This window comes from Paraburkholderia acidisoli, assembly GCF_009789675.1.
Classification (GTDB): Bacteria; Pseudomonadota; Gammaproteobacteria; order Burkholderiales; family Burkholderiaceae; genus Paraburkholderia; species Paraburkholderia acidisoli.
The window spans coordinates 318,333-343,031 of sequence record NZ_CP046916.1 but is presented as its reverse complement, the minus strand read 5'-3'; the positions used below and the strand labels follow the sequence as shown (position 1 = coordinate 343,031).

Here is a 24,699-nt window from a genome sequence, read left to right as displayed (position 1 = left end):
ACTTACTCGATCACCCGGCGCGCGGCGAATGGGCCGCCGCCGCTTTCGCCAATTTCGCCCGGCGTGCCGAACCAGCGCCGCAGCGCGCGAGTGAGTTCCGCTTCGCCGGGCGCGGCGTCGCTTGCCCACGCAACACAGCCATCGGGGCGGATCAGCAGCGCGCGCAAACCGAGCCGGTCTTTCGCCTCGCGCGCGATGTAATTCACACGATCGCGCCAGCCGCTCGCCAAGGCATCGCGCGAGGCCTCGCGCTCGAAATCGAGCAATAAGCCTTTGCCCTCGCGCAGCAAAGTGCCGAGCTTCGTACCGTCGACGAATTCGAAATCGGGCGCGCTGCGGCCCACTAACGGATGAACATCCGCGTGATCGATGCCCGCATCATCGGCGTTCAGATCGTAACGCAGCCCCACACCCCACACGCGCTCCGCGAAATACGTCGCGCCGTCGCGCGTGGCGAGCAGATCGCGCACGATGGCCGCGAGCGAGCGCGTAGCCGGTGTGGGCCGCATCAGCGCGATTTGCGCGCGCGACCCGTCGAGCACGCGCGCGCCCACCGCGTGCCGTTCCGCGTGATAGCTGTCGAGCAGCCCGGCGCTCGCCTCGCCGCGCAACGTGGCCGCCAGCTTCCAGCCCAGATTCATCGCATCGCCGATGCCGAGATTGAGCCCCTGCCCGCCCAGCGGCGAATGAACATGCGCGGCGTCGCCCGCCAGCAGGACGCGCCCGCGGCGATACGCGCTCGCCTGCATCGCGCGGTCCGTCCAGGTCGTGCCCGTGCGCAGCGCCGTGAGCGTGACCTCGACGCCCGAGACGCGGCGCAGCACCGCCTGCACGTGATCGAGCGTGAGTGCGGTGCGATGACACGCGCCGCCGTCGAAATCGACCATGGCGATCGTGCCGGGACGCGCGTACGTGTACATGCCGGTTGGCGTGTAGCGGCGGCCGGCGGGCAGCGCGGCGGGATCGGCGAGTTCGACATCGACGGAATAGCCCGTCAACTCGGGTTCCGTACCCACGAAGTCGAAGCCCGCCGCCTTGCGCACCGCGCTGCGCCCGCCGTCGCAACCCACCAGCCAGCGCGCGCGAAACGTGGCGGCGCCCGCGCGCACGGTCACGTCGTCGGCGGAACCCACGCAGTCGTCCACGCTCACGCCGCGCAGGATCTGCGCGCCCAGGGCCACGGCGCGGCGCGCGAGCACCGTTTCGAGCGTTTCCAGCGCGACCGGCAGGCTCGTGCCGGCCGGGCTCGGCAAGCGATACGGCCAGCGGGTTTCGTCGATATCGTCGTGAAAGAACTGAATGCCCGCGAAGTGCCCGGCGGGACGGCGCGGCTGCTGCGCCCAGTGCGCGGACGCCGCGTTCGCCGCGGCGGGCTGCGCGGCGTCGCGCGTGCCCTGCTCCGCGGTCAGCTCCGCCAGCAGGCCGCGCCGGTACAACGCCTCGAGCGTGGGCGCGTTGAGCCCGCGCATGCCGAACGGCAAGCGCTTCAAGGGAGAATGCGGGTCGGGCGCGCGTTCGAGCACGAGCACCGAAAGGCCGTGCAGGCGCAATTCGCAGGCGAGAAACAGCCCGACGGGACCGGCCCCTGCGATGAGGACATCATGAATGGACGAAGGGAATGCGGGCATGAACGGCTCCTGGTGTCGAGTTCGACCGGAGCGTTCCTCATGCGGGATGCCACACGGACGAACAAAATAGCGCCCGATGGCGCCGCTGTTCGTCGTGGGGATCTCGTGCACGAAGCCAAAGACCAGAGCTTTCGTTACCGAAAGGGCTTGGGCTGACCACGCCAAGCCTGCCTTTTCCGACACGGCTTTATATCACAAACCCGATCGCCCACCGATCGCGGCCCGGCGATGGCCGGGAAACTACGTAGAAATCGGCGCGCCGCCGGAAGGCAATCAGAAGGGTGACGTTTTTTATACTGCACCCCTATCGACGATGCCAACGATAACGACGCGTCCCGACCACGAGGAGACCAAATGCCGCGCCGCGCCGCGCCCTTCCGCGCACAGTTTCGCGCCCTGATCCGCACCTTTCTCGGCTGCGCGCCGCTCTGGCTGGCCAGCCATGCGCACGCGCAGCCGATCACGCTGATGACGGGCGGCGCCGCGAAGCTGGTCTATCTGCCCGTGATACTCGCCGATCAGCTCGGTTATTTCCGCCGTGAGGGGCTCGACGTGCGCGTGATCTCCGCGCCGGCCGGCATCGACACGTCGACGGAACTCGTCGCGGGCGCGGTGCAAGGCGCGGTCGGCTATTACGACCACACGATCGAGCTGCAGAGTCACGGGCTCGACGTGCAGTCGGTGGCGGTGCTCATGCAGTCGGCGGGATTGATCGAAGTGGCGCGCCGCGACGACACCATGCGCTCGATGGCCGATGCGCGCGGGCGGCGCCTGGGCGTGACCGGCTTCGGTTCGTCGACGTATTACCTCACGCGCTTTCTGGTCGAGCAGTCGGGCGTGGCCGCGGGCAGTTACGCGCTCGTGCCGCTCGCGAACGAAGCCGCGTTCGAACGCGCGCTCGCCGACGGCTCGATCGACGCGGGCATGATCGAAGAGCCCACGGCCACGCGTCTGCTGGTGCGCGCGCAGGCGCGGCCGCTCGCCGACATGCGCAGCGTCGCCGCGACCCGCGCGCGACTCGGCGGCCCGTACGTGGGCGCGTGCCTCTATATGCGGCGCGACTGGATCGACGCGCATCGCGACGACACCGCGAAGCTCGTGCGCGCCGTGGTCGCGGCCTTGCACTTCATCCAGACGCACGACGAAGCGCAGATCGAAGCGGTCGTGCCCACCGCGTTGCGCGGCGGCGATTCCGCGCTGTACCGGCAGGCGCTGGCCGTCACGAAGCCCGCGTATTCGCCCACCGGCGCGATGCCCGCCGAGGCGCCACCGGCCGTGCTGGCGGTGCTGGCGCGCGTCGACCCGGATGTGGCCGCGCGCCACGTGGATCTGGCGCGCACCTACACGAACCGCTTTACCGACGCGGCGCCTGCCGCTCGCGCCGAATAACGCAACGCAGAACCCACGGAGACACGCCGCATGCGAGCGATCCAGATACACGAATACGGCGGCCCCGAAGTGCTGCGGCGCGTCGAGATCGAGATACCGAAGCCGGGCCCCGACGAGGTGCTCGTGCGCGTCGTCACGGCGGGCGTCAACTTCATGGACGTCCACACGCGCCAGGGCAAGTACCGCGATTCGCGCACCTATCCCGTGCGCATTCCGTGCACGCTCGGCATGGAAGGCGCGGGCGACGTGGTCGCCGTGGGCGAGCGCGTCACGAACTGCCGCAAGGGCGACCGCGTGGCGTGGTGCATCGCGTGGGGCGCGTATGCCGACTACGCCGTCGTGCCCGCGGCGCGCGTGGCGACGCTGCCCGACGGCATCGCCTACGACCTCGCGGCGGCCGCCATCTTCCAGGGCTCGACCGCCCACTATCTGCTCGAAGACGTCGCGCGTCTCGGCGCGGGCGACACCTGCCTGATCCACGCGGCGTCGGGCGGAATCGGTCAGTTGCTCGTGCAACTCGCGAAGCGGCGCGGCGTGGAAGTGTTCGCAACCACCAGTTCGGCCGAGAAAGCCGACGTCGCCCGCGCGCGCGGCGCCGACCACGTGCTGATGTACGAAGACGGCGCGTTCGCCGACCGCATCCGCGACATGACGCACGGCAAAGGCGTGGACGTGGTGTTCGACGCCGTGGGCCGCACCACGCTGCGCGACAGTTTTCGCGCGACGCGCACGCGCGGGCTCGTGGTCAACTACGGCTCGGTCACGGGCCCGATGCGCGACCTCGATCCGTACGAACTCGGCGAAGCCGGCTCGCTGTTCCTCACGCGCCCGCGTCTCGCCGACCATCTCGCCGACGCGCCCACCGTGCAGCGCCGCGCCAACGACGTGTTCGCCGCAATCCTGCAAGGCGCGCTCGACGTGGAGATCAACGGCCGCTACACGCTCGACAACGTCGAGACCGCGCATGCGGCGCTCGAGGAACGGCGGCAATCGGGCAAGGCCGTGATGGATATCGCTTGAGCACCGGTTAAGCCACCGCTTCTTTCACTCGTTCAACTCAATGGCCCGGCGCGTGCCTGCGCGCCGGTGGTCGACACTCGTCTTTGCGTGAGCGAAGGCACAAGGGGCACTATGGAATCCGCCAACCACCTTCCCGCGGAATCGCGTTTCCGGTCGGTCTTCCGCGTCGTCAGCGGCAACTTTCTGGAGATGTTCGACTTCACGGTGTACGCGTACTACGCGAGCGCGATCGCGCGCACCTTCTTTCCCGCCGACAATGAATTCGTCTCGCTGCTGCTCGCGCTCTCCGTGTTCGGCGCGGGCTTCTTCATGCGGCCCATCGGCGCGCTCGTGCTCGGCGCCTACGTGGACCGTCACGGCCGCCGCAAGGGCCTGATTCTTTCCCTTTCGCTGATGGCGCTCGGCACCGCGTGCGTGGCATTTGTGCCGGGCTACGCGAGCATCGGCGTGCTCGCGCCCATGATCGTGCTGATCGGCCGGCTGTTGCAGGGCTTTTCGGCGGGCGTCGAACTCGGCGGCGTCTCCGTGTATCTCTCGGAGATCGCCACGCCGGGCAAGCGCGGCTTCTTCTGCTCGTGGCAGTCGGGCAGCCAGCAGGTCGCCGTCATTTTCGCGGCCTCGCTCGGCGTGCTGCTCAACCAGCTGCTGCCCGCCGACCAGGTGAGCGCATGGGGCTGGCGCGTGCCGTTCTGGATCGGCTGCCTGATCGTGCCGTTCCTGTTCCTGATTCGCCGCACGCTGCGCGAAACCGACGAATTCGCGGCCCGCAAGCATCATCCGCGTATCGGCGAAATCATGAAGTCGATGGTCGATAACGCCGGCCTGATCGTCGCGGGCATGGGCCTCGTGGTCATGACCACGGCCTCCTTCTACCTCATCACGACCTACACGCCCACGTTCGGCAAGAGCGTGCTGCATCTCTCGTCGATCGACTCGCTGATCGTGACGGTGTGCGTGGGCGTGTCGAACCTGATCTGGCTGCCGGTCTCGGGCGCGGTCTCCGACCGGCTCGGCCGCCGCCCGATCCTGCTGACCTTCGCGCTGCTCGCCGCTGTGACCGCGTATCCGGCCATGCAATGGCTCGTGGCCGCGCCCTCGTTCGAGCGCCTGCTGCTGGTGGAGTTGTGGCTCTCGGTGCTCTACGCGTGGTACAACGGTGCGATGGTGGTCGCGCTCACCGAACTGATGCCGGCGCACGTGCGCACAACAGGCTTCTCGATGGCGTACAGTCTCGCCACGCTGATCGGCGGCTTCACGCCGGCCATCTCGACCTCGCTGATCCACTACACCGGCGACAAGGCCGCGCCCGGTGCATGGATGGCCATGGCGGGCGTGTGCGGCGCCGTGGCCACGCTGGTGCTGTACCGTTCGCAGGCGGCACGCAACGGCTACAAGGCGGCCTGATTCTCGCTCGCGCCACGCGCGCACTCGTGACATGAAACTGCTGCTGATCGAAGACAACGGGCAACTCGCGCACTGGCTCTCGAAAACCCTCGCCGACGAGGGTTTTCTCGTCGATCACGCGCCGGACGGCGAGACCGCCGCGAGCCTGCTGCACGATGCGCGTTACGACGTCGTGCTGCTCGATCTGAATCTGCCGGGCATGTCCGGCAAGGCGCTGCTGCGCCGCATGCGCGACCAGGCGAACGACACGCCCGTGCTGGTGCTCACCGCCACGGGCGACGTCGGCGAGAAAGTCATCTGCCTGAGCGCGGGCGCCGACGACTACGTCGTCAAGCCGTTCGACGACCGCGAGTTGATCGCGCGCATCAAGGTACTCGCGCGGCGTCACGCGCCCGCGCGCTCGAACCGCATTCGCTGCGGCACGCTGCTCTACGATCTCGACCGGCGGCAGTTTTTCGTCGACGAAGAACCGCTCTCGCTCACGCCGCGCGAACACGCGGTGCTCGAAGCCCTCATTCTCCAGGCCGGCCGCACGGTTTCGAAGAGCGTGCTCGCCGAAGCCATCAACGACGGCGACGCGCCGCCGAGCAGCGACGCCATCGAAATCTACGTGTCGCGGCTGCGCAAGAAGCTCGAAACGAGCAGCGCCGCCATCATCACGCTGCGCGGACTCGGTTATCTGCTCGAACATGTTGATCCGCAAGCGTAGCCTGCGCGCGCGGCTGCTGCTGTGGCTGATCGTGCCCATGACAGCGTTCAGCCTCGCGGCGGGCTGGTTCACGCACGCGAGCGCGCGGCGCACCGCCGATCTGCTCCAGGACGCCGCGCTGCTCGCGGCGGCGCGCGTGATGGCCTCCGACGTGCGCTGGAGCGGCGACAATCTGGTCGCGAGCGTCGCGCCCAGCACGATCGAGATCGTCGGCACCCCCGAGGGCGACCAGGTGTTCTATCGCGTCGAGATCGCGGGCGGCGCGATGATCGCGGGCACCTCGGCGTTTCCGCCCACGCGCCCCGCCGCCGCGCCGCGCTGGTACGACGCGCGCGTGGGCGAGATGCCGATCCGCGCCGTGACGCTCACCCGCCCGATGTACGACGCGGGCCGGATCGTCGACGTGGTGGTCTCGGTCGGCCGCACGCTCGTCTCGCGCGACGCCATGGTGGCGTCGCTGTGGAAACCGCAACTCGCCTACATACTCGGCAGTATCGCGGCGGCCATGCTGCTCGTGTGCGCGGGTTTGACGCTGGAGTTGCGCCCGCTCGCGCGGCTCGCGCGCGAACTGACCGCGCATCCGCCCGCGGGCCGTGCCCGTATCGACGACACCGACGTGCATGTCGAACTCAAGCCGCTGATCGCCGCGTTCAACGCGTGTCTCGACGTGATCGAGCGCCAGGCGCTCACGCAACGCCGCTTTATCGCCGACGCCGCGCACCAGATCCGCACGCCGCTCACGCTGCTCGGCACGCAGCTGCAATATGCGCGCCGCCAGGGCAATCTCGACGATGTGCGCGAAACGCTGCTCGCGATGCATCACAGCAACCGCGCCATGGTCACGCTCATCAACCAGTTGCTGATGCTCGCGCAAGCGGAGGCCGCCGACTACACCACGTTCGAAGGCGAGGCCGTGGATTTGCGCGACGTGGTCACACGCGCCGTGGAAAAGCTCGCGCTCGCGGCGCGGCGGCGCGATATCGAACTGGCCGTGTTGATTGCCGCGCCACTCCCCGTCACGGGTAGCGAAACGCTGCTCTCGGCCGTGCTCGCGAATCTCGTCGACAACGCGATCCGCTATTCGCCCGCAGGCTCGCAGGTCACGATCGAGGGCGATGTCCAGGACGGCCAGGACGGTCAGATCGCGATTCGTGTGATCGATCAGGGGCCCGGCATTGCCGCCGATTTGCGCGAGCGCGTGATGGAGCCGTTCTTCCGCGCATCGACGGAAGAAGGCAGCGGTCTCGGGCTCGCGATCGCGCGGGAGATCGTGCGCGCGCATCGCGGCACGATCGCACTGCGCGATGCGCCCGGCGGCGGATTGAGCGTCGAACTCCATTTCGCGGCGCGCCGGGACGAATGAGGCAGCGCACCACGCCCCGCGCGTGCCATCCATAGCAAACATCTGGCGTCCCTCTTCCGCGCGATCGAGCGCGGCGCGGAAATTGCGGCATGCACCCACCGGTCCGCACCGGCATTTCTCCCATGACGCCGAATCACCTCGGCGTCGCGGCGCGAGCCAGAACTGGAGGGGAACACGCATGCATTTCGTTATCAACGGCAACGCGATCGAGCTGGAGTTCGACCCGAGAACCTCGCTGCTCGACCTGCTTCGCGAGCGGCTGCATCTCTTTGGTGCGAAAAAGGGCTGCAACCAGGGCGCATGCGGCGCCTGCACCGTCCTCGTCGAGGGCACCCGCATCAACAGTTGCCTGGCGCTCGCCGTGCAATATCAGGGCCGGGAGATCACCACCATCGAAGGGCTGGGCGAGCCGGGCGCATTGCATCCGCTTCAGGCCGCGTTCGTCGAGCACGACGGCTTTCAGTGCGGCTACTGTACGCCGGGCCAGATCTGTTCGGCCGTGGGCATGATGCGCGAACTGGAGGGCGGCGTGCCCAGCCATGTCAGCGGCAACGTGGCGGCGCCGCGCTTCGAATTGACGCCCGAGGAACTGCGCGAGCGCATGAGCGGCAATCTGTGCCGCTGCGGCGCGTACAACGGCATCGTCGAGGCGATCCAGGAAACCTTCGGCGCCCCCGCCGCCGTGCCGGAACCTGCCAGCAGCGAGGCCGCCCAATGAATCCCTTTACCTACGAACGCGCGGCGGACCCGCGCGCCGCGCTCGTGCTGGGCGCGCGGCCGGGCGCCAAATACCTGGGCGGCGGAACGAATCTCGTCGATTTGATGCGCGAGACCATCGAGCATCCGTCGATGCTGGTGGACATCACCGGCCTCGCCTGCGCCATCGACGACACCGGCGACGGCGGTCTGCGCATTGGCGCGGGCGTGAAGAACACCGCGCTCGCCGCCGATGCGCGCGTGCGCGAGCGTTATCCGCTATTGTCCGAAGCGATTCTCGCGGGCGCCTCCGCACAGATCCGCAACATGGCGACGGTGGGCGGCAACCTGCTCCAGCGCACGCGCTGCGGTTATTTCTACGACGACGCCGCGCGCTGCAACAAGCGCACGCCCGGCGCCGGCTGCGACGCCGTGGGGGGCTTCAACCGCATGCACGCCGTGCTCGGCGCGTCGGAGCATTGCGTGGCGACGCATCCCTCCGACATGGCCGTGGCGCTCGCCGCGCTCGACGCCGTGGTCACCGTGGAACACGCCAATGGCACGCGCGACCTCCCCTTGATCGAGCTTCACGTGCTGCCCGGCGACACCCCGCACGTGGAAACGGTGCTGCACGACGGCGAACTCATCACCGCCGTCACGCTGCCGCCCGCCGCGGCCGGACGCTCTGCCTATCGCAAGGTGCGCGACCGCGCGTCCTACGCCTTCGCGCTCGTCTCGGTGGCCGCGCGGCTCGAAGTGCGGGACGGCACGGTGAAGGACGTGCGCCTCGCGCTGGGCGGCGTGGCGCCCAAGCCGTGGCGCGCCCGCGCCGCCGAAGCCGCACTCCTGGGCGCGCCCGCGAACGAAGCGGCATTTCGCGCCGCCGCGCACGCCGAACTGGCGAACGCGCGGCCGCTGCGCGACAACGCCTTCAAGATCGAACTGGCGGAGCGCGTGATCGTCGATACGCTCGTCAAGCTCGCCGCGCTTCAGGAGACACGCTAATGGCCACCCTCAAGGATGCCGTGCAAGCCGTCGTGAAGAAGGCCGTCGCGCTTGCTCCCGACAGCTTCATTCCCGGCGGCGAGCCCGACCCGCTGATCCGTCACAAACACGGTCTGATCGGCGCGGCCGTGAGCCGTATCGACGGCCCGCTGAAGGTCGCGGGCCGCGCCACCTTCGCCGCCGAATTTCCGCTGGAGCGCATGACCTACGCCGCGCTCAAGTATTCGACCATCGCACGCGGGCGCATTGCCACGATCGACACGGCGGCCGCCGAGGCCGCGCCCGGCGTGGTGCTGGTGATGACCTGGCGCAACGCGCCGCGTCTGAAGCCGCTGCCGCCGTTCGGCACGCAGCCGAAGGCCGTGGGCGGCGACGACGTGCCGGTCATGCAGGACGACCAGGTGCACTGGAACGGGCAGCCGGTCGCGCTGGTGCTGGCCGAAACGCAGGAACAGGCCGATCACGCGCAAGCCCTGATCGACGTGACCTACGAAGCTGGCGAAGGCGTGACCTCGCTCGCGCAGGCGAAGGCCAACGGCGCCGAGCCCGGCGTATTCATGGGCGAACCGCTCAAGCTCGCCATCGGCGACGCCGAGGCAAAGCTGGCCGCCGCGCCGCACCGGATCGACGCGCGCTACACCACGCCGCGTCACAATCACAATCCGATCGAACTGCATGCGGCCACGCTCGCGTGGGAAGGCAACACGCTGCGCATTCACGACACCGTGCAGGCCGTGGCGCACGAGGCATGGTCGCTCGCGCAGGTATTCGGCCTCGACGAACGCGACGTGCACGTCACCTCGCCGTACGTGGGCGGCGGCTTCGGCTCGAAGACCGTGTGGCAGCATCAGGTGCTCGCGGCCGCCGCGGCCAAACTCGCGCAGCGCCCCGTGCGCATGACCTTGTCGCGCGAAGGCGTGTATCGCCTCGTGGGTGGCCGCACGCTCACGGAGCAACGCGTGGCGCTCGGCGCGCAGGGCGACGGCAGCTTCGACGCGCTGATCCACACCGGCCTGATCGCGATGACGCCGCACAACAACATGCCCGAGCCGTTCGTGCTGCCCGCGAAGAGCGTGTATGCGTCGCGCAGCTTTCTGCTCGACGTGGAGACCGTCAAGCTGAACATGACGGCCAACACCTTCATGCGCGCGCCCGGCGAAGCGGTGGGCACGTTCGCGCTGGAATCGGCCGTCGACGAACTCGCGCACGCCATGGGCATGGACCCGATCGAACTGCGCATCCGCAACGAGCCGGAAAAAGATCCGACCACGGGGTTACCGTTCTCGCAGCGCGGCATTGTCGACGCGTGGAACGCCGGGCGTGCGCGCTTCGGCTGGGCCGCGCGCGGGGCGCCCGGTGCGCGCCGCGAAGGCGACTGGTTCGTGGGCATGGGTTGCGCGACCGGCACCTACCCGTACTACCGCATGCCGGGCGGCGCCGCGCGCATCGTCTTGAGCAAGGACGGCCGTGCGACCGTGAGCATCGCGGCGCACGAAATGGGCATGGGCACCGCGACCGCGCAAACGCAGATCGTGGCGGAACGCCTTGGCTTGCGCATGGAAGACATCGACTTCCGTTACGCCGACTCCACGCTGCCGGGCAGCGTGCTCGCGGGCGGCTCGCAGCAGACGGCCGCGATCGGCGCTTCGGTGATCGCCGCGCATCACCAGCTCGTGAAGGAACTGCTGCGCTTCGCGGGCAACCAGTCGCCGCTCTCCGGCCTGCTGCCCGACGAAGTGGGCGGACGCGACGCCGGCCTCTGCGCGCTCGCCGACGAAAGCCGCCATGAAAGCTACACCGCCCTGCTCGCGCGTGCCCGCCGCGACGAAGTGACCGCCGAGGCCGAAGCACCCACACCGTTCGAGTTGCAGCATTGGTCGATGCACAGCCACAGCGCGCTCTTTTGCGAAGTGCGCGTGCATGCGGTAACCGGCGAAGTGCGCGTGAGCCGCTTCCTGGGCGCGTTCGACTGCGGCCGCATCATCAACGCCAAAACCGCCACCAGCCAGTTTCGCGGCGGCATCGTCATGGGTCTCGGCCTTGCGTTGATGGAAGAAACCCAGTTCGACGAGCGCAGCGGCCGCATCATGAATCCGTCGCTCGCCGACTACCACGTGCCCGTGCATCTCGACGTGCCGGAAATCGACGTGATCTGGAACGAGGAAGCGGACCCTCACACGCCGATGGGCGCACGCGGCATTGGCGAGATCGGCATCACGGGTGTGGGCGCGGCGGTCGCGAACGCGGTGTTCAACGCCACGGGCAAGCGCATTCGCGATCTACCGATCACGCTGGACAAGGTGATGGGCCCGGCCTGAAACGCACGCGGAAGCGCACGCCGAAGCGCACCAGAACGCGGACGCCGATCAAGACGTTTGTCGTCTCGATGCGGCGTTCGCCACTTTGCGTTCACGCCAGCAGCGCGCGGCAATGCTCCGCGATCTGCGCTTCTTCTTCGGCGCGCAGCGTGACCACGTTCGCGGCCAGGCCGTTCGTTTCGCGCGCGCGCAAGCCAAGAAAACCCAGTTCGCCGCACACGCGCTCGCGTACCTCGGCGCTGTGTTCGCCAATCCCGCCCGTGAACACCAGCATGTCGATGCCGCCCATCAACGCGGCATAAGCGCCCACGGTCTTGCGCACCGCGCTCGTGAACGCCTCCACGGCCAGTGCCGCGTCGGCGTCGCCGCGTTGCGCCCGTTCGGTGAGAGTCTGCATCTGGCTTTCGCCACCCGACAAACCGGCCAGACCGCTCTCGTGGTTGACGAGCGTTTCGAGCGCGTCCGCGTCGAGCTGCTCGGTGCGCATGAGATGCAGCAGCACGCCCGGATCGAGATCGCCCGTGCGCGTGCCCATGGGCACGCCGCCGGTGGGCGTCATCCCCATGGTCGTGTCGATGGAAACACCGTCTTGCACCGCGCACAGGCTCGAACCGTTGCCCAGATGCGCGAACACCGCGCGCGCGGGCAGCGAAGCGCCGAGCCGCCGCACCAGCGACTCGTACGAGAGCCCGTGAAAGCCGTAACGGATCACGCCCTGCTGCGCATAGCGGCGCGGCAGCGCGAAATGCGAGGCGCGATCCGGCAAGGTGCGATGAAACGCCGTGTCGAAACACGCAATTTGCTTCGCATTACCGAACATTTTCGTGGCTTCGTCGATCAAGCCGAGCGCGGGCGGAATATGCAACGGTGCGAAATGCACCGAAGCCGCCAGCGTTTCGCGCACCTGAGCCGTGAGCACGCAATGCTCGCGCAGATGCGGACCGCCATGCACCACGCGATGCCCGACCGCGAGCGGCCGCGCGAGCGCGTGTTCGTCGAACGCCGCGGCGATCTGCGCGAGCACTTCGGTTTGCGTCTTGAAGCGGCGCGCCGTGTCGACATGAATCGAGCCGTCCGCGGCCTGCATGACGAAGCGGCCGTCGTCGCGCCCAATGCCGCTCGCGCTGCCTTCGACGATGGGCTTCGCGGCCGCCGCCTGACCGGCATCACCAGCCTCGCGCGCGAACAACGCGAACTTCAGCGAGGACGAGCCGCTGTTCAGCGCGAGCACCGTGTCGCGCGCGCTCATGCGGACCACGTCCAGTCGCGGATCGCCTCGGCGTCGATCCCTTCGCGATACGCATGCGCCTGATGCGCGATGATCTCGCCGCGCAGCCATTCCTTCGCGTGATCGCCCACACCGCGCAGCTTCGGCACGCGGTCGATCGCGTCGATCGCCAGCGTGAAGCGGTCCACGCCGTTGATGATCGCCAGTTCGAGCGGCGTGTTGATATTGCCGCGCTCGCGGTAGCCGTGCACGTGGAAGTTCGCGTGATTCTTGCGGCGATACGTGAGCTTGTGCACGAGCGTCGCGTACGAATGGAAGTTGAAGATCACCGGCTTGTCGGTGGTGAACAGCGAGTCGAAATCGCGGTCGGACAAACCATGCGGATGATCGTCGTTCGGCATCAAACGGTACAGGTCGACCACGTTCACGAAGCGCACCTTCAGCTCCGGAAAATGCTCGCGCAGCAGTTGCGTGGCGGCGAGCGCTTCCATGGTGGCGATGTCGCCCGCGCACGCCATCACCACGTCGGGTTCGCAACCCTGGTCCGTCGAAGCCCAGTCCCAGATGCCGATGCCCTTCGTGCAATGCACGATGGCCGCGTCCATGTCGAGATACTGCAAGTGCGGCTGTTTATCGGCCACGATCACGTTCACGTAGTCGCGCGAACGCAGGCAATGGTCGGCCACGGAAAGCAGACAGTTCGCGTCGGGCGGCAGATAGATGCGCACCACGTCCGGGCTTTTATTGGTCACGACGTCGAGAAAGCCGGGGTCCTGGTGCGTGAAGCCGTTGTGATCCTGGCGCCACACGAGCGAGGTGATGAGCAGATTGAGCGAAGGCACCGGCAGGCGCCAGCCGAGTTCCTTTTTCGACTTTTCGAGCCACTTCGCGTGCTGGTTGAACATCGAATCGATCACGTGCACGAACGCTTCGTAGCTCGCGAAAAAGCCGTGACGGCCCGTGAGCAGATAGCCTTCGAGCCAGCCTTCGAGCGTGTGTTCGCTGAGCATTTCCATCACGCGGCCGTCGGGCGCGAGGTCGCCGCCGTCGGCGTCGTCGGGTTCCGATTCGGCAATCCAGGTTTTGCCCGACGCTTCGTAAATGGCAGTGAGTTTGTTGCTCGCGGTTTCGTCGGGGCCGAACACGCGGAAGTTGGTCATATTCCGGCGCATCACGCCGCACAGGAAACGGCCGAGCGCTTCGGTGGGCGAGGTGTAGCTCGCGGCCGGCGCCTTCACCTCCACCGCGAACTCGCGAAAGTCGGGCATGTCGAGCGCCTTGCACAGCGTGCCGCCGTTCGCGTGCGGATTCGCGCTGATGCGGCGTGCCCCTTCCGGCGCGAGCGCGCGCAGCGAGTCGACCAGCTTGCCCGCTTCGTCGAACAGCGTGTGCGGCGCGTAGCTGCGCAGCCAGTCCTCGACGATATGCAGACTCTTGCGGTCGGTCGCGGCGTCGGTCACCGGCACCTGATGCGCGCGCCACGTGCCCTCGACCTTGTGGCCGTGCACTTCCTTCGGGCCGGTCCAGCCTTTGGGCGTACGCAGCACGATCATCGGCCAGCGCGGCCGCGTAGGGTCGTCATTGTCGCGCGCATGGCGCTGGATCGCGGCGATCTCGTCGAGACACTGGTCGAGCGTGGCGGCCATCTTGCGATGCATCGGCTCGGGGTCGTCGCCCGACACGAAATACGGCTTCCAGCCATAGCCCTTCAGCAGCATCTCCAGTTCTTCCTCGGGAATACGGGCGAGCACGGTGGGATTGGCAATCTTGTAGCCGTTCAGATGCAGCACCGGCAGCACGGCGCCGTCGCGAATGGGGTTGAGAAACTTGTTCGAATGCCACGACGTGGCGAGCGGCCCCGTTTCTGCCTCGCCGTCGCCGATGGTGAGCGCGACCACGAGATCGGGATTGTCGAAGGCCGCGCCGAACGCATGCGAGAGGCTGTAGCCGAGTTCGCCGCCTTCGTGAATCGAGCCCGGCGTTTCCGGCGTGCAGTGCGACCCCACGCCGCCCGGAAACGAGAAGCGCCCGAAGAAACGGCGCATGCCGCCTTCGCTTTCCGCGCAATCGGGATAGATCTCGCTGTAGTGGCCGTCGAGATAGGCATGCGCGAGCGAGGCGGGCGCGCCGTGACCGGGGCCCGAGATGTAGATCATGTTGAGATCGCGCGCCTTGATTGCGCGATTCAGGTGCGTGAGCACAAAGCTTTGCCCCGGCGACGAACCCCAGTGACCGAGCAGGCGATTCTTGATGTGCTCGGGCTTGAGCGGCTCGCGCAACAGCGGGTTGTCGCGCAGATAAATCATGCCGGCTGCCAGGTAATTCGCGGCGTGCCAGTAGCGGTTCATGTCGCGCAGCATGTCGTCGGACAGCGGCGTCTGATTCGAGACCTCAGCCATGCGGGGCTCCTCGTGAGCGGTGCTTGAGCGAAGCTGGCGTGCCATGCGCGGGTGGCGCATCACGCGCGGAATGTGCCGATGCGGCTGCGAGAGAATGCCGCACGTGTCACGCGCGTGTCATGCAGGCAGCAGGCGATCGATCCAGCATGACGATAGAGCAAATCGCGCGTTTATGCGTCGAGGATGCTGCGTTGCGAGAGTCGGTGAGTTTGATGTTGCGGGCGGCTTGCGGCGGACTTACGGAGAGATTCTCGCGCGCTGCGGCGGCTCTGCGCGCGAAGCTTTTCTCTTCGATGCGGAATAAGCTTTTATGATGACGCCTTTCACCCAGGATCATGGCGCGCGTTCCGCTCCGCACCGCCACGACTATCACGAGAAACGGCATGACGACATTCGACGAGGCAACCACGGCGGCGATCGCCGCGTTTGCCCAACTGGACTTCCGTACGGCTGTGCAGGCCATGCGCGCCGAAGCCGATTACGACCGCGAACGGGATCAGTGGATTACCCGTTACATCGACGAACATGGCGGCGGCGAGGACGACGCCGTCTACGACGCCTTGCACGCGCAAGCCCAGACCACCGCGGAATACGCGCAATTCATCGCAGCCGCACGGCAGGAGATGTGCGCTTATTTCGACGTCACCGACGATCAGCTCGACTGCATCGTTCTCCTGCGCAACGACGACAGCGACGCGCTCTGGGCCGAGGTCAACCGGCAGCGCACCGCACTGGGCACTGGCGAAGTGCGCGGCGATCTCTGATCATTGCGGTGGATCGTGGCGGCTACGGTTCTTCAGGCGTTCGGCGCCGAGCCAGCGCTTGCTGCCGATGATCTCGTCGACCATGTCGAGCACGACGCGCTGCCCTTCGCGTACCGCCTGCGAGTGCGAGCGCGCCGTATTCTCGCAAAGCGCCCACGTCATGTACGCGCCACGAATCGGACTCCACGAGATCGCATCGTCCCAATGCGCGTTGCCGCTCACCGCGCAACACGGTGTTACCGTGTCGGCGACGCCCTCGCGCGCGAGGTCGATCGAAAGATGCATCGCGTCGAGTTCGAACACGATATTGAAGTCGAGATGGCGGCGAGCCATGGCATTCTCGATGGTCGAACGAATCACGTTCTGCCGCGAAGCCAACGCGAGTTTGCGATGGGCGAGGCGCGATAGCGGCACGGGTTTGTCGGGTCGCAAGCCGGCGTTTTTGGCCGCGACGAGAATGAGCGGCTCGCGAACCAGCGGCGTATGCACATAGCCTTGCGGCGGCGCCCCTTCGAACGGCACGATCGCCAGATCGAGCATGCCGGCATGCATGACCTCACGCAACTCGTGACTCACGCCTTCGTGAACACGAAGCCGCACGCCCGGATATTCGGCCACCAGCCGCGGAATGTATTTCGTCGTGAAGAGATGCCGCCAGGACGGCGCCACGCCGATCGAGAGTTGACCGGCCGCGCGATCGCCGACCTGATCGACAAGATGCGTCAACTGCCGCAGCAGCGGTCGCGCACGTTCGAGCAGCAAGGTACCGGACTCGGTTAGCACCACACCGCCCTGGGTGCGCGTGAACAGCCTCGCGCGCAGCTGATGTTCGAGCAGCGCGATGTGGCGCGACAACGCCGGTTGAGAGAGCCGCAAGTCGGCCGCCGCTTTGTTGATGCTGCCGAGTTCCGCCACACGCAAAAAGTATTCGATCAGCCGGGAGTCCACGACCGCCTCCGTTAGTCCCCGATTGGCTAACTTCGGTATTTGTTATCCGCGAAACGATTATAGGGCGCACGGAAAAATCGAGGTTCCTTGTTATACGCAATGCGAATAACACCTATGGCCGTTGAGCATTATCGGCATAGCCATTCCTTCCTTAAGCTGGAACCTGAGCTTGAATCAGCACGCCAGTCGCGGCAAGGGAGGGCTAGCATGATCGCAACGAACCCAGCAACATCGGGCTGGAGCACGCATCGCGGGTGGATAGCGTTGGCCGTCGGTTATCAATGGTTCTACAACGGCGCCAATTTTCTCGCCTTCAAGGTCGCGGGAAACGCATTTCATCCGCTGATGGTGGCCACGCTGCGCTTCTCGCTCGCGGCGCTGATCCTGTTGCCCGTCGCGCTGGCACGCTGGCGGCGCGCGCCCGCGTCGCTCCGCGAACTGGGCGGCGCGGCGCTGATCGGCGTCACCATGCTGGTGGCGAGCCAGGCGCTCGCGATCTGGGGCACCCATTTTTTGCCGGCTGGCGTGGCCGCCGTGTTTGGCTCATCCTCGCCGCTTTTCCTCGCCGTGTTCGCGTGGGCCGTGTTTCATCAGCCGTTGACGCGACGCCAGCTCGCCGGCGTCGCGATCGGCTTTGCCGGCCTCGCGCTGATGGGCTGGACGTCCGCGCGAGGCAGCGAGTTCCGGCCGCAAGGTGCGGTGCTGGCGCTGACCGCCTGCGCGGCCTGGGCAGCGGGGTCGCTGCTTGCGTCACGCGTGCCATTGCCTCGCGATCCCGTGATCGGCCTCATGGCGCAACTCGCCTCGGCAAGCGGGGTGCTCGGCGCGATGGTGGGCGTCTCGGGAATCGCCGCGGCCACTCGCTTCACCCGCGTGCCGCTTGCGGCGTGGGCCGCGCTGGCGTTTCTCGTCATAGCGAGTACCTTGATCGGTTACGCCGTGTTTCTCTCGCTCAACGCCAGAGTTTCGTCGACGCTCGCCAACACCTTCAACTACGCCGCGCCCGTGATCGCGCTAGGTCTCTCCGCGCTGCTGTTGCACGAACCCCTGACGCTCGTGAAGCTGGCGTCGAGCGGCATCGCGCTCGTGGGCGTTGCGTTGATGATTGCCCGCGAACGACCCGAAAGGCCCGAAGAACCGCAGCCGCTACGGCAACGCCATCACCTTCGCGAATGAACTGAATTCAACCGGAGTTTTCGACCATGACGAACCCACGTCCCTCCCCGCTCGCTTCGCGCACGTTCAGCATGGTGGGTCAAACAACGCACTATCACGAGAGCGGTCCCGCCGATGGACCGCTGATGATCTTTCTCCACGGCTGGCCGAGCATCGCTTTGATGTGGCGCGCGCAAATGGACGCGTTCGCCGCCAGCGGCTGGCATTGCATCGCGCCCGACTTGCGCGGCTACGGCGGCTCGTCGGCGCCCGCGGCCAACGACGCCTACACGATCGAGGCCATCGTGACGGACATGACGGCGCTTCACGAGCACCTCGGCGGCGCGCCAGCCATCTGGGTCGGCCACGACTGGGGCAGCGTCGTGGTCGCCGAACTGGCCGCGCATGCGCCCGCGCGAAGCCGTGGCGTCGTTCTCACCTCGCTCGCGTATCAACCCAATGGACACGCGCTGCGCACCGTGGTCCCGCTCGTCGACCGGGCGATCTACCCTGCCAGCACGTACCCCGATGGTCAGTGGGACTATTACCGCTATTACCAGACTCACTTCGAACCGGCGGTTGCCGATCTCGATGCCGACAAGGAAGCATCGCTGGCGTCGATCTTTCGCGCGGGCAATCCGGCCAGCGTCGGCCAGGTTGCGCCGCATGCGCTCGTCACACGCAACGGCGGTCGCTTCGGCGCCGCGCATCGTGCCCCGCCGACCGAGCCCGACACGAATCTCTGGCCGCAAGCGGACTTCGGCGCACTGGCGCAGTCGTTTCAGACCCACGGCTTTCGTCCCGCCTGTGCGTGGTATCTGAACGACGACGCCAATATGCGCTACGCCCACGCGGCGCCCGATCACGGGCGACTCGCGCAACCCGTGCTGTTCGTCAACGGCGACTTCGACCCGATCTGCAGCATCACGGGAAATCGGCAAGGCGACCCGATGCGCGCGGCCTGCGCGAAGCTGACCGTCACGAGCTTGCCCGCTGGGCACTGGTTGCCGCTGGAATGCAAGGCGGAACTCATCGACGTGATTCGCAACTGGCTCGAGTCCAATGACCTTTGAACTGGCCAGCGGCAAGCGCCGTGTTCACTTGCCACGCGTGCTCGCCGCTGCGCTCCGGCGGTGGAGCACGCCGTGCGCGCCCACTAGCGCCGTAGCGGCCTGACACGCCATCCACAAAGCGTAGCCCGGCCCGAGCGAAGACACCGGCTCCAATGACACGCCGGCCTCGGACGTATCGACGCCTTGCAACAGAAACGCATTGCCGACCAGCAACGCGAAGCACGCGCTCGCGAGCGCGCCCCAATCGCCGGTTTTACTGCGCGTGAGCAGTGCGCCCCAGGCCAGCCACAGAAACACATTGGCCAACCAGCTCATTTGATAGCCATCCAGCAGACCGAGTGCGCCGAACGCGAGGATGCCCCAGCCTTGCCAGCAATTCGTCTCGCGATAGCAGAAGCCCGTAAAAGGCAGCGATGCCACATAGATCAGCACCAGGATGCCGACGATATATTTCCGGTTATTGAGCATGAATTCGCGTCGCTAAATGAGGTTGGCGAATTCTCCAACAGAAGCCTGATCGCACAAAGCTTTGAATGCGCCGGTATGGCGTTTCGATACTACGGGTATCGTTGACAAACTCACTCGCGCGCGACGTTTTCGAAAACTTACTTGGACGCGCTGAGTTCCGCGCCCATCTTTCGGTTCGTCTCCTCCATGCGCCGGCGCAGCATCTTGAGGTCGGCCGTCTTAAGCTTGCGATGACCGCCGCCCGCGTCGTCGATAACCACGCCGCCGCTGTCGAGCACACGCTGTTCGTAGTCGAGCCCGGCGAGAACGGCACGATACTGGATCTGCCAGTAATAGCGCGTCCACTCCGCGCGGCTCTTCCCTGCCCCGCGCTGGAGTTCCAGACCGAGTTTGTTGATCTGCTCGGGACGGTAATAGAAACGATCGGACACCACGTCGGTTTCAACGGTGATGGGGAAACGATCGGTCCCATCGAACGTGACGAAGACCGTGTGCTTGACGTCCGACATATCGACGCCATTCTGCATATCGGCCACGCAGGAAGGCGCACGGCCATATTGAGTTTGCAGCTTGTCCATCATCTGCATGCACGACTCGTAGGCCGCGCCATGCTTGATATTCGTTTCGGGCTGGAAGTGCGCGACGACCTGGCTGTCGTAGACGGTGCCCCCCCGCGCGGGCACCGCGAGCGGCACGGGCTGGCCGCCGCGGCCGGACGCGGCAACCGTCGGTTGCATCGGCGTGGTGTTCATCGCTTTCTCGCGCTTCGTCGCGCTTGCGCAGCGCGAGGCGTAGTCCGCGTTGGCATCGGGCCCGCGGCGGCAGCCGTCGTTCGTGGCATCGCTCTTGTGCGGCGGCGTGTCCGCGACCTTCGAAGGATGGGCGCAGCCGCCGAAGGCAAGCACCGCGAGCGCGCTCAGCGTCGTGAATCTGATCTGATGGTGCATCGTTGTCCTCATCGTCTGCCGGGTTCGGTGTGCTACGAATTTCGGTCAATTAAACGCTTCAGAATAATTCGGTCCGAATCGCCACAGGTATGTGCGGGGCCGCACATTCTCACTGGAAATACCCAATTGCCAAACGCATCAAGCGGCGATCAGGCAGCCAATACGCATTGGTGGGAACGGAGCATGCGGCATGACGAGGGTTTCTCACTCACGGAGCAGACCATCATGTCCCATCGACTCAAGACCGGCGACCGCGTTACGTGGAACACCCCGCAAGGCATGACGACGGGCACCGTCGTGCGCCGGATCATCCGGGATACCGAGCTGGACGGGCTTGCCGTCCGCGCGTCGAAGGACGATCCGCGCTATGAGGTCGAAAGTGAAAAGAGCGGCGATCACGCGGTCCATCGCGCCGAGGCGCTGGAAAAGGTGCACAAGCACTGACTTCCGCCGTTGATCGAAGCCGTCTGAACGGCGTCGCATTGGCCTGACGGTTGGCGCGATGCCGTTTTGACGCGATGCACTTTTGCGAGACGTTGTAGCCGTTTCGTTTCATCCGCGTGAGCGCGGCCACGCAAAATTAGTAAGTTAACTTGGCAGATGACTTGGCATGTGGCACAGTGCTCGCATGCCAGATCAACCCAAGCACCCCGGCACCGATTGCTCCGAAACGCTTGCCGCCGAGCTTCGATCCCTCGTTTCCCGGCTGAAACGCAACATGCGGGCTCAGTCGGATCACGGCGATCTCACCGTCACGCAGATCGCGGTTCTGCTGCGGCTCGAACGCGAGGGACCGGCCTCCGTTTCGGAGTTGGCGCGAGCCGAAGGCATCCGCACGCAGTCGATGGGCACCGCCATCGCGCCGCTCGAAGCCGCCGGTTGGATCGTCGGCACGCCGGACCCCGGCGACGGCCGCCGGACCATCCTCTCGCTGACAAACGCAGGCCGTGCCTGGATCGACGAAGGTCGGAGCGCGCGGCAAGACTGGCTGTCGCGCATCATCCGCGCGCGCCTTTCGGGCGCCGAACAGGAGCAAATCCTGGCCGCCGTCGCGATACTCGCGCGCCTTGTCGACGAATGAACGCGGCGCTACGAGCGAAGCCGTACCGTGCGTCGCCCGTGCGAATCACCCGCACCCAGCCGGCTGACCACGCTCTTTTCCCTTTTCTCGACGCAAGAGGCATCCGACAATGCAGTGGCTCGATTTCGTAGCATGGTTTTTCGGTGGCGTTTTTCTGCTCAATGCCGTGCCGCATCTCGTGAGCGGCGTGCGGGGCGAGCCATTTCAGAGTCCGTTCGCGAATCCGCCCGGAAAGGGCCTCTCCTCGTCGACCGTGAACGTGCTGTGGGGCTTGTTCAATCTGGCGGTGGGCTATGCGCTGGTCTGCCACGTGGGCCGCTTCGACCTGCGCCAAACCGGCGACGCCGCCGCGCTCGGTCTGGGCATGCTGGCGATCGGCCTGTTTTTGGCGCGGCACTTCGGCCAATTTCACGGCGGCCGCGCGGCAGAGCGGACGTGAGCCTTTCCTCAGCTATCGATCTCCCCGAGGCGGCGCAGCACTCGACACAGGCTCGCCTCGATCGACGTGAAGCGCTGCGAGCGGCGCGCTAACCGCTAAAATTGCGGTTTTAGCCCGAAACACGCCCATGTCCTTTGCCTCGCTTGGCCTGATCGATTCGTTGCAGCGTAACCTGCAGGCCCTCAACTACCAGACGCCCACGCCGGTGCAAGCGAAGGCGATTCCCGCCGTGCTTGGCGGCAAGGACGTCATGGCCGCGGCGCAAACCGGCACGGGTAAAACGGCGGGTTTCGCGCTGCCGCTGCTGCAACGGCTCGTGCAACACGGCCCGGCGGTGTCGAGCAATCGCGCGCGCGTGCTGGTGCTGGTGCCCACGCGCGAGCTTGCCGAGCAGGTGCTGCAAAGCTTTGTCGAGTACGGCAAAGGCCTCGACTTGCGCATGCTCGCCGCTTACGGCGGCGTGAGCATCAATCCGCAGATGATGAAGTTGCGCAAAGGCGTGGACGTGCTCGTTGCCACGCCCGGCCGGCTGCTCGATCTGAATCGCCAGAACGCCGTGCAGTTCGATCAGGTACAAACGCTCGTGCTGGACGAAGCCGACCGCATGCTCGATCTGGGCTTCGCGCGCGAACTCAACGCCGTCTTCGCCGCTTTGCCTGCCCGGCGCCAGACCTTGCTGTTTTCCGCCACTTTCACCGACGAGATTCGCGCCATGGCGGCGAGCATTCTGCGCGATCCTGTCGACATCAGCGTGAGCGCGCCCAATGCCACGGCCAGCAAGATCAAGCAGTGGGTGGTGACCGTCGATAAAAAGAACAAGCCCGATCTTTTCCTGCATCTGATGGCGCAGAACCGTTGGGAGCATGCGCTCGTGTTCGTCAAGACGCGTAGTGGCGTGGATTACCTCGCGGCCATGCTCGACGAAGCGGGCTACGCGGTCGACACGATCCACGGCGACAAACCGCAGCCCGCGCGCCTGCGCGCACTGGAGCGCTTCAAGACCGGCGAAGTGCAGATGCTGGTCGCCACCGACGTGGCCGCGCGCGGACTCGATATCGACGACTTGCCGCTGGTGATCAACGTCGATCTGCCGATCGTGGCGCAAGACTACGTGCACCGTATCGGCCGTACGGGCCGCGCGGGCGCGAGCGGCGTGGCGGTGTCGCTCGTGTGCGCCGACGAGGCGCCGCAACTGGCCGCGATCGAAGCGCTGATCCGCCAAACGCTGCGCCGCGAGGAAGAGCCGGGTTTCGAAGCCGACCACCGCGTGCCGGAGACCAGCGCGACCGGCGAGATCATCAAGAAGCCGAAAAAACCCAAGAAGCCCAAGGTGCCGCAAGCGGCGGCGGGTGCTGCGCAGGTGACCGGCAAAAAGCCGCATGCGCAAGGCGGCGCGGCGCACAAAGCCAAACCGGCGCCGCCGCAAGCCACGATCACGAATATCGATGCCAGCTTGATCGAGGGCAGTCCGTTCGCCACGAAAAAACCGCGTATCAAACCGGCCGGCCAACCCGCTGCGCATGCACGCAAGCACGCAGGTAAGCCCGCAGGTAAGCCCGCAAGCAAGCCCGGCGGCGGGCGCGGCAAGCGCTAGTCCCGCTCACTTGCATCGCTGCACGCCGGCCTTGACCCGAGGCTGGCGATGAGCACGCGGCCCCACGCGCACCCTGTTTTCCATCGCCGGCATTATCCGGTTCGACCGTACAATACTCGCTCTTTATTCGTGGCGAGCGAGAACGGCATGCGGATCGATCGACTGGCGGCAATGCGTCTTTTTGTCCGGATCGTGGAAACGGGTTCTTTCAGCAAGGCGGCAAGCTCGATGAACATGTCTTCGTCGAATGCCACCGAGCGAATGGCGAAGCTCGAAGCAACGCTCGGGATCAAGCTGCTTGCGCGCACGACTCGCGCGGTGGCGCCCACGACGGCGGGCAGCCGCTATTTCGAGGCCTGCCGGCGCATGCTGGCCGAACTCGACGACGTCGAAGCGTCGCTCTCCGAGTCGAGAGACGCGCTCGCCGGCCGGGTGCGGATCAGCGCGAACAGCTCCGTCGCCCGCGCCATCCTGATCCCACGCTTGCCCGAGTGGTTCGAACAGCACCCTGGCATCCACGTCGAACTCGTCATGAGCGACCGGCGCAGCGACTTCGTGCGTGACGGTATCGACTTCGCGGTCCGGATCGGCGGACTCGAAGATCAGGATCTCGTGCTGCGCCCGCTCGGCCGGCCACGGCGCATCAACGTCGCGTCGCCCGATTACCTGAGCCGCATGGGCAAGCCAAGGACACCGAAGGATCTGGAGCGCCATCAGCTCATCGACTTTTTGCTGCCCCATCCTGGCGAGCGGCTCGAATGGGAGTTCGAGGAAGGCGGTCAAACCGCGGCGTGGAATCCCTCGGCTATCGCGGCGGTCGGGGACGCGCATGCGCGGGTCGAACTGGCGATCGCGGGCATGGGCATCGTGCAGACGCTTTGCTTCATCGCCGCGCCCGCGCTGCGCGACAAGCGGCTCGTGCGCATCTTGCCGCGCTGGGAGACCGCCGCGCCCGAGGTGTCGATACTGTATCCGCGCGACCGGAACCTGCCCGCGCGAACACACGCGACGATGGAAGCCTTCTCCACGTGGATCAAGGAATCCCTTCGGATGTCTAAGTAACGTCCGGGA

23 protein-coding genes are annotated in these 24,699 nt (G+C 66.4%); 16 read left to right on the top strand and 7 right to left on the bottom strand.

Features of this window, described 5'->3' with window-relative positions; genetic code table 11:
• Nucleotides 1-2: 2 nt before the first annotated feature.
• A complete protein-coding gene (locus tag FAZ98_RS30095; protein ID WP_158957158.1) occupies nucleotides 3-1,628 on the bottom strand; it encodes an FAD-dependent monooxygenase in 1,626 nt (541 codons plus the stop codon).
• Nucleotides 1,629-1,982: 354 nt separating this feature from the next.
• Here FAZ98_RS30095 and FAZ98_RS30090 point away from each other — a divergent pair, with 354 nt between their 5' ends.
• From FAZ98_RS30090 to FAZ98_RS30055, 8 genes are all read left to right on the top strand, one after another.
• Nucleotides 1,983-3,017 (top strand): ABC transporter substrate-binding protein, encoded by a 1,035-nt coding sequence (locus FAZ98_RS30090; RefSeq protein ID WP_158957156.1) that lies wholly within the window; start codon nucleotides 1,983-1,985, stop codon nucleotides 3,015-3,017.
• 30 nt (nucleotides 3,018-3,047) lie between these two features.
• Complete coding sequence (locus FAZ98_RS30085) at nucleotides 3,048-4,037, top strand: quinone oxidoreductase family protein (protein WP_158957154.1); 990 nt, start codon at nucleotides 3,048-3,050, stop codon at nucleotides 4,035-4,037.
• Between the two features lie 111 nt (nucleotides 4,038-4,148).
• Complete coding sequence (gene tcuC / locus FAZ98_RS30080) at nucleotides 4,149-5,441, top strand: MFS transporter (protein WP_158957152.1); 1,293 nt, start codon at nucleotides 4,149-4,151, stop codon at nucleotides 5,439-5,441.
• Nucleotides 5,442-5,472: 31 nt separating this feature from the next.
• A complete protein-coding gene (locus FAZ98_RS30075) occupies nucleotides 5,473-6,150 on the top strand; it encodes a response regulator transcription factor (RefSeq protein WP_158957150.1) in 678 nt (225 codons plus the stop codon).
• Nucleotides 6,131-7,513 carry a sensor histidine kinase gene (locus tag FAZ98_RS30070; protein ID WP_158957148.1) on the top strand — a complete coding sequence of 461 codons (1,383 nt, stop codon included), beginning with the start codon at nucleotides 6,131-6,133 and terminating at the stop codon, nucleotides 7,511-7,513. The genes FAZ98_RS30075 and FAZ98_RS30070 overlap by 20 nt, the downstream gene beginning before the upstream one ends.
• Complete coding sequence (locus FAZ98_RS30065) at nucleotides 7,488-8,231, top strand: 2Fe-2S iron-sulfur cluster-binding protein (RefSeq protein WP_407672168.1); 744 nt, start codon at nucleotides 7,488-7,490, stop codon at nucleotides 8,229-8,231. The genes FAZ98_RS30070 and FAZ98_RS30065 overlap by 26 nt, the downstream gene beginning before the upstream one ends.
• Nucleotides 8,228-9,214, top strand: coding sequence for an FAD binding domain-containing protein (locus tag FAZ98_RS30060; protein WP_158957144.1), 987 nt, complete (start codon nucleotides 8,228-8,230; stop codon nucleotides 9,212-9,214). The genes FAZ98_RS30065 and FAZ98_RS30060 overlap by 4 nt, the downstream gene beginning before the upstream one ends.
• On the top strand, nucleotides 9,214-11,532 hold the full coding sequence (locus tag FAZ98_RS30055; RefSeq protein ID WP_158957142.1) for a xanthine dehydrogenase family protein molybdopterin-binding subunit: 2,319 nt from the start codon (nucleotides 9,214-9,216) through the stop codon (nucleotides 11,530-11,532). Before FAZ98_RS30060 ends, FAZ98_RS30055 begins: the two co-directional genes overlap by 1 nt.
• Nucleotides 11,533-11,623: 91 nt before the next feature.
• On the opposite strand, the gene FAZ98_RS30050 is transcribed toward FAZ98_RS30055, so the two are convergent.
• The 3 genes from FAZ98_RS30050 to FAZ98_RS30040 form a co-directional block, all read right to left on the bottom strand.
• Complete coding sequence (locus FAZ98_RS30050; RefSeq protein WP_158957140.1) at nucleotides 11,624-12,781, bottom strand: acetate/propionate family kinase; 1,158 nt, start codon at nucleotides 12,779-12,781, stop codon at nucleotides 11,624-11,626.
• Nucleotides 12,778-15,159 carry a phosphoketolase family protein gene (locus FAZ98_RS30045; protein ID WP_158957138.1) on the bottom strand — a complete coding sequence of 794 codons (2,382 nt, stop codon included), beginning with the start codon at nucleotides 15,157-15,159 and terminating at the stop codon, nucleotides 12,778-12,780. Before FAZ98_RS30045 ends, FAZ98_RS30050 begins: the two co-directional genes overlap by 4 nt.
• Nucleotides 15,160-15,265: 106 nt before the next feature.
• Complete coding sequence (locus tag FAZ98_RS30040; RefSeq protein ID WP_158957136.1) at nucleotides 15,266-15,544, bottom strand: hypothetical protein; 279 nt, start codon at nucleotides 15,542-15,544, stop codon at nucleotides 15,266-15,268.
• On the opposite strand from FAZ98_RS30040, the gene FAZ98_RS30035 reads away from it, so the two are divergent.
• Nucleotides 15,543-15,923 carry an ATP-dependent protease gene (locus tag FAZ98_RS30035; protein WP_158957134.1) on the top strand — a complete coding sequence of 127 codons (381 nt, stop codon included), beginning with the start codon at nucleotides 15,543-15,545 and terminating at the stop codon, nucleotides 15,921-15,923. The two genes, FAZ98_RS30040 and FAZ98_RS30035, sit on opposite strands and share 2 nt — an antisense overlap.
• Here FAZ98_RS30035 and FAZ98_RS30030 read toward each other — a convergent pair whose 3' ends face one another.
• A complete protein-coding gene (locus FAZ98_RS30030; RefSeq protein WP_158957132.1) occupies nucleotides 15,924-16,871 on the bottom strand; it encodes a LysR family transcriptional regulator in 948 nt (315 codons plus the stop codon).
• Nucleotides 16,872-17,078: 207 nt separating this feature from the next.
• Here FAZ98_RS30030 and FAZ98_RS30025 point away from each other — a divergent pair, with 207 nt between their 5' ends.
• Both FAZ98_RS30025 and FAZ98_RS30020 read left to right on the top strand, forming a co-directional pair.
• Complete coding sequence (locus tag FAZ98_RS30025) at nucleotides 17,079-18,047, top strand: DMT family transporter (protein ID WP_158957130.1); 969 nt, start codon at nucleotides 17,079-17,081, stop codon at nucleotides 18,045-18,047.
• A 26-nt stretch (nucleotides 18,048-18,073) separates the two neighbouring features.
• Complete coding sequence (locus FAZ98_RS30020) at nucleotides 18,074-19,099, top strand: alpha/beta fold hydrolase (RefSeq protein ID WP_158957128.1); 1,026 nt, start codon at nucleotides 18,074-18,076, stop codon at nucleotides 19,097-19,099.
• A gap of 24 nt (nucleotides 19,100-19,123) precedes the next feature.
• On the opposite strand, the gene FAZ98_RS30015 is transcribed toward FAZ98_RS30020, so the two are convergent.
• Nucleotides 19,124-19,567 (bottom strand): hypothetical protein, encoded by a 444-nt coding sequence (locus tag FAZ98_RS30015; RefSeq protein ID WP_158957126.1) that lies wholly within the window; start codon nucleotides 19,565-19,567, stop codon nucleotides 19,124-19,126.
• A 137-nt stretch (nucleotides 19,568-19,704) separates the two neighbouring features.
• Nucleotides 19,705-20,472 carry a hypothetical protein gene (locus tag FAZ98_RS30010; protein WP_158957124.1) on the bottom strand — a complete coding sequence of 256 codons (768 nt, stop codon included), beginning with the start codon at nucleotides 20,470-20,472 and terminating at the stop codon, nucleotides 19,705-19,707.
• A 267-nt stretch (nucleotides 20,473-20,739) separates the two neighbouring features.
• On the opposite strand from FAZ98_RS30010, the gene FAZ98_RS30005 reads away from it, so the two are divergent.
• The 5 genes from FAZ98_RS30005 to FAZ98_RS29985 all read left to right on the top strand — a co-directional run bounded on the left by FAZ98_RS30005 (nucleotide 20,740) and on the right by FAZ98_RS29985 (nucleotide 24,690).
• Complete coding sequence (locus tag FAZ98_RS30005; protein WP_158957122.1) at nucleotides 20,740-20,958, top strand: hypervirulence associated TUDOR domain-containing protein; 219 nt, start codon at nucleotides 20,740-20,742, stop codon at nucleotides 20,956-20,958.
• Nucleotides 20,959-21,232: 274 nt separating this feature from the next.
• The gene (locus FAZ98_RS30000) at nucleotides 21,233-21,595 is read left to right on the top strand and encodes a MarR family winged helix-turn-helix transcriptional regulator (protein ID WP_233273013.1); all 363 of its coding nucleotides are present in this window, start codon (nucleotides 21,233-21,235) and stop codon (nucleotides 21,593-21,595) included.
• 109 nt (nucleotides 21,596-21,704) lie between these two features.
• Entirely contained in the window at nucleotides 21,705-22,034 is a 330-nt protein-coding gene (locus FAZ98_RS29995) for a hypothetical protein (RefSeq protein WP_158957118.1), read from the top strand.
• A gap of 127 nt (nucleotides 22,035-22,161) precedes the next feature.
• A complete protein-coding gene (locus FAZ98_RS29990; protein ID WP_158957116.1) occupies nucleotides 22,162-23,628 on the top strand; it encodes a DEAD/DEAH box helicase in 1,467 nt (488 codons plus the stop codon).
• Between the two features lie 48 nt (nucleotides 23,629-23,676).
• The gene (locus tag FAZ98_RS29985) at nucleotides 23,677-24,690 is read left to right on the top strand and encodes a LysR family transcriptional regulator (protein WP_158957114.1); all 1,014 of its coding nucleotides are present in this window, start codon (nucleotides 23,677-23,679) and stop codon (nucleotides 24,688-24,690) included.
• The last annotated feature ends 9 nt before the right edge of the window (nucleotides 24,691-24,699 follow it).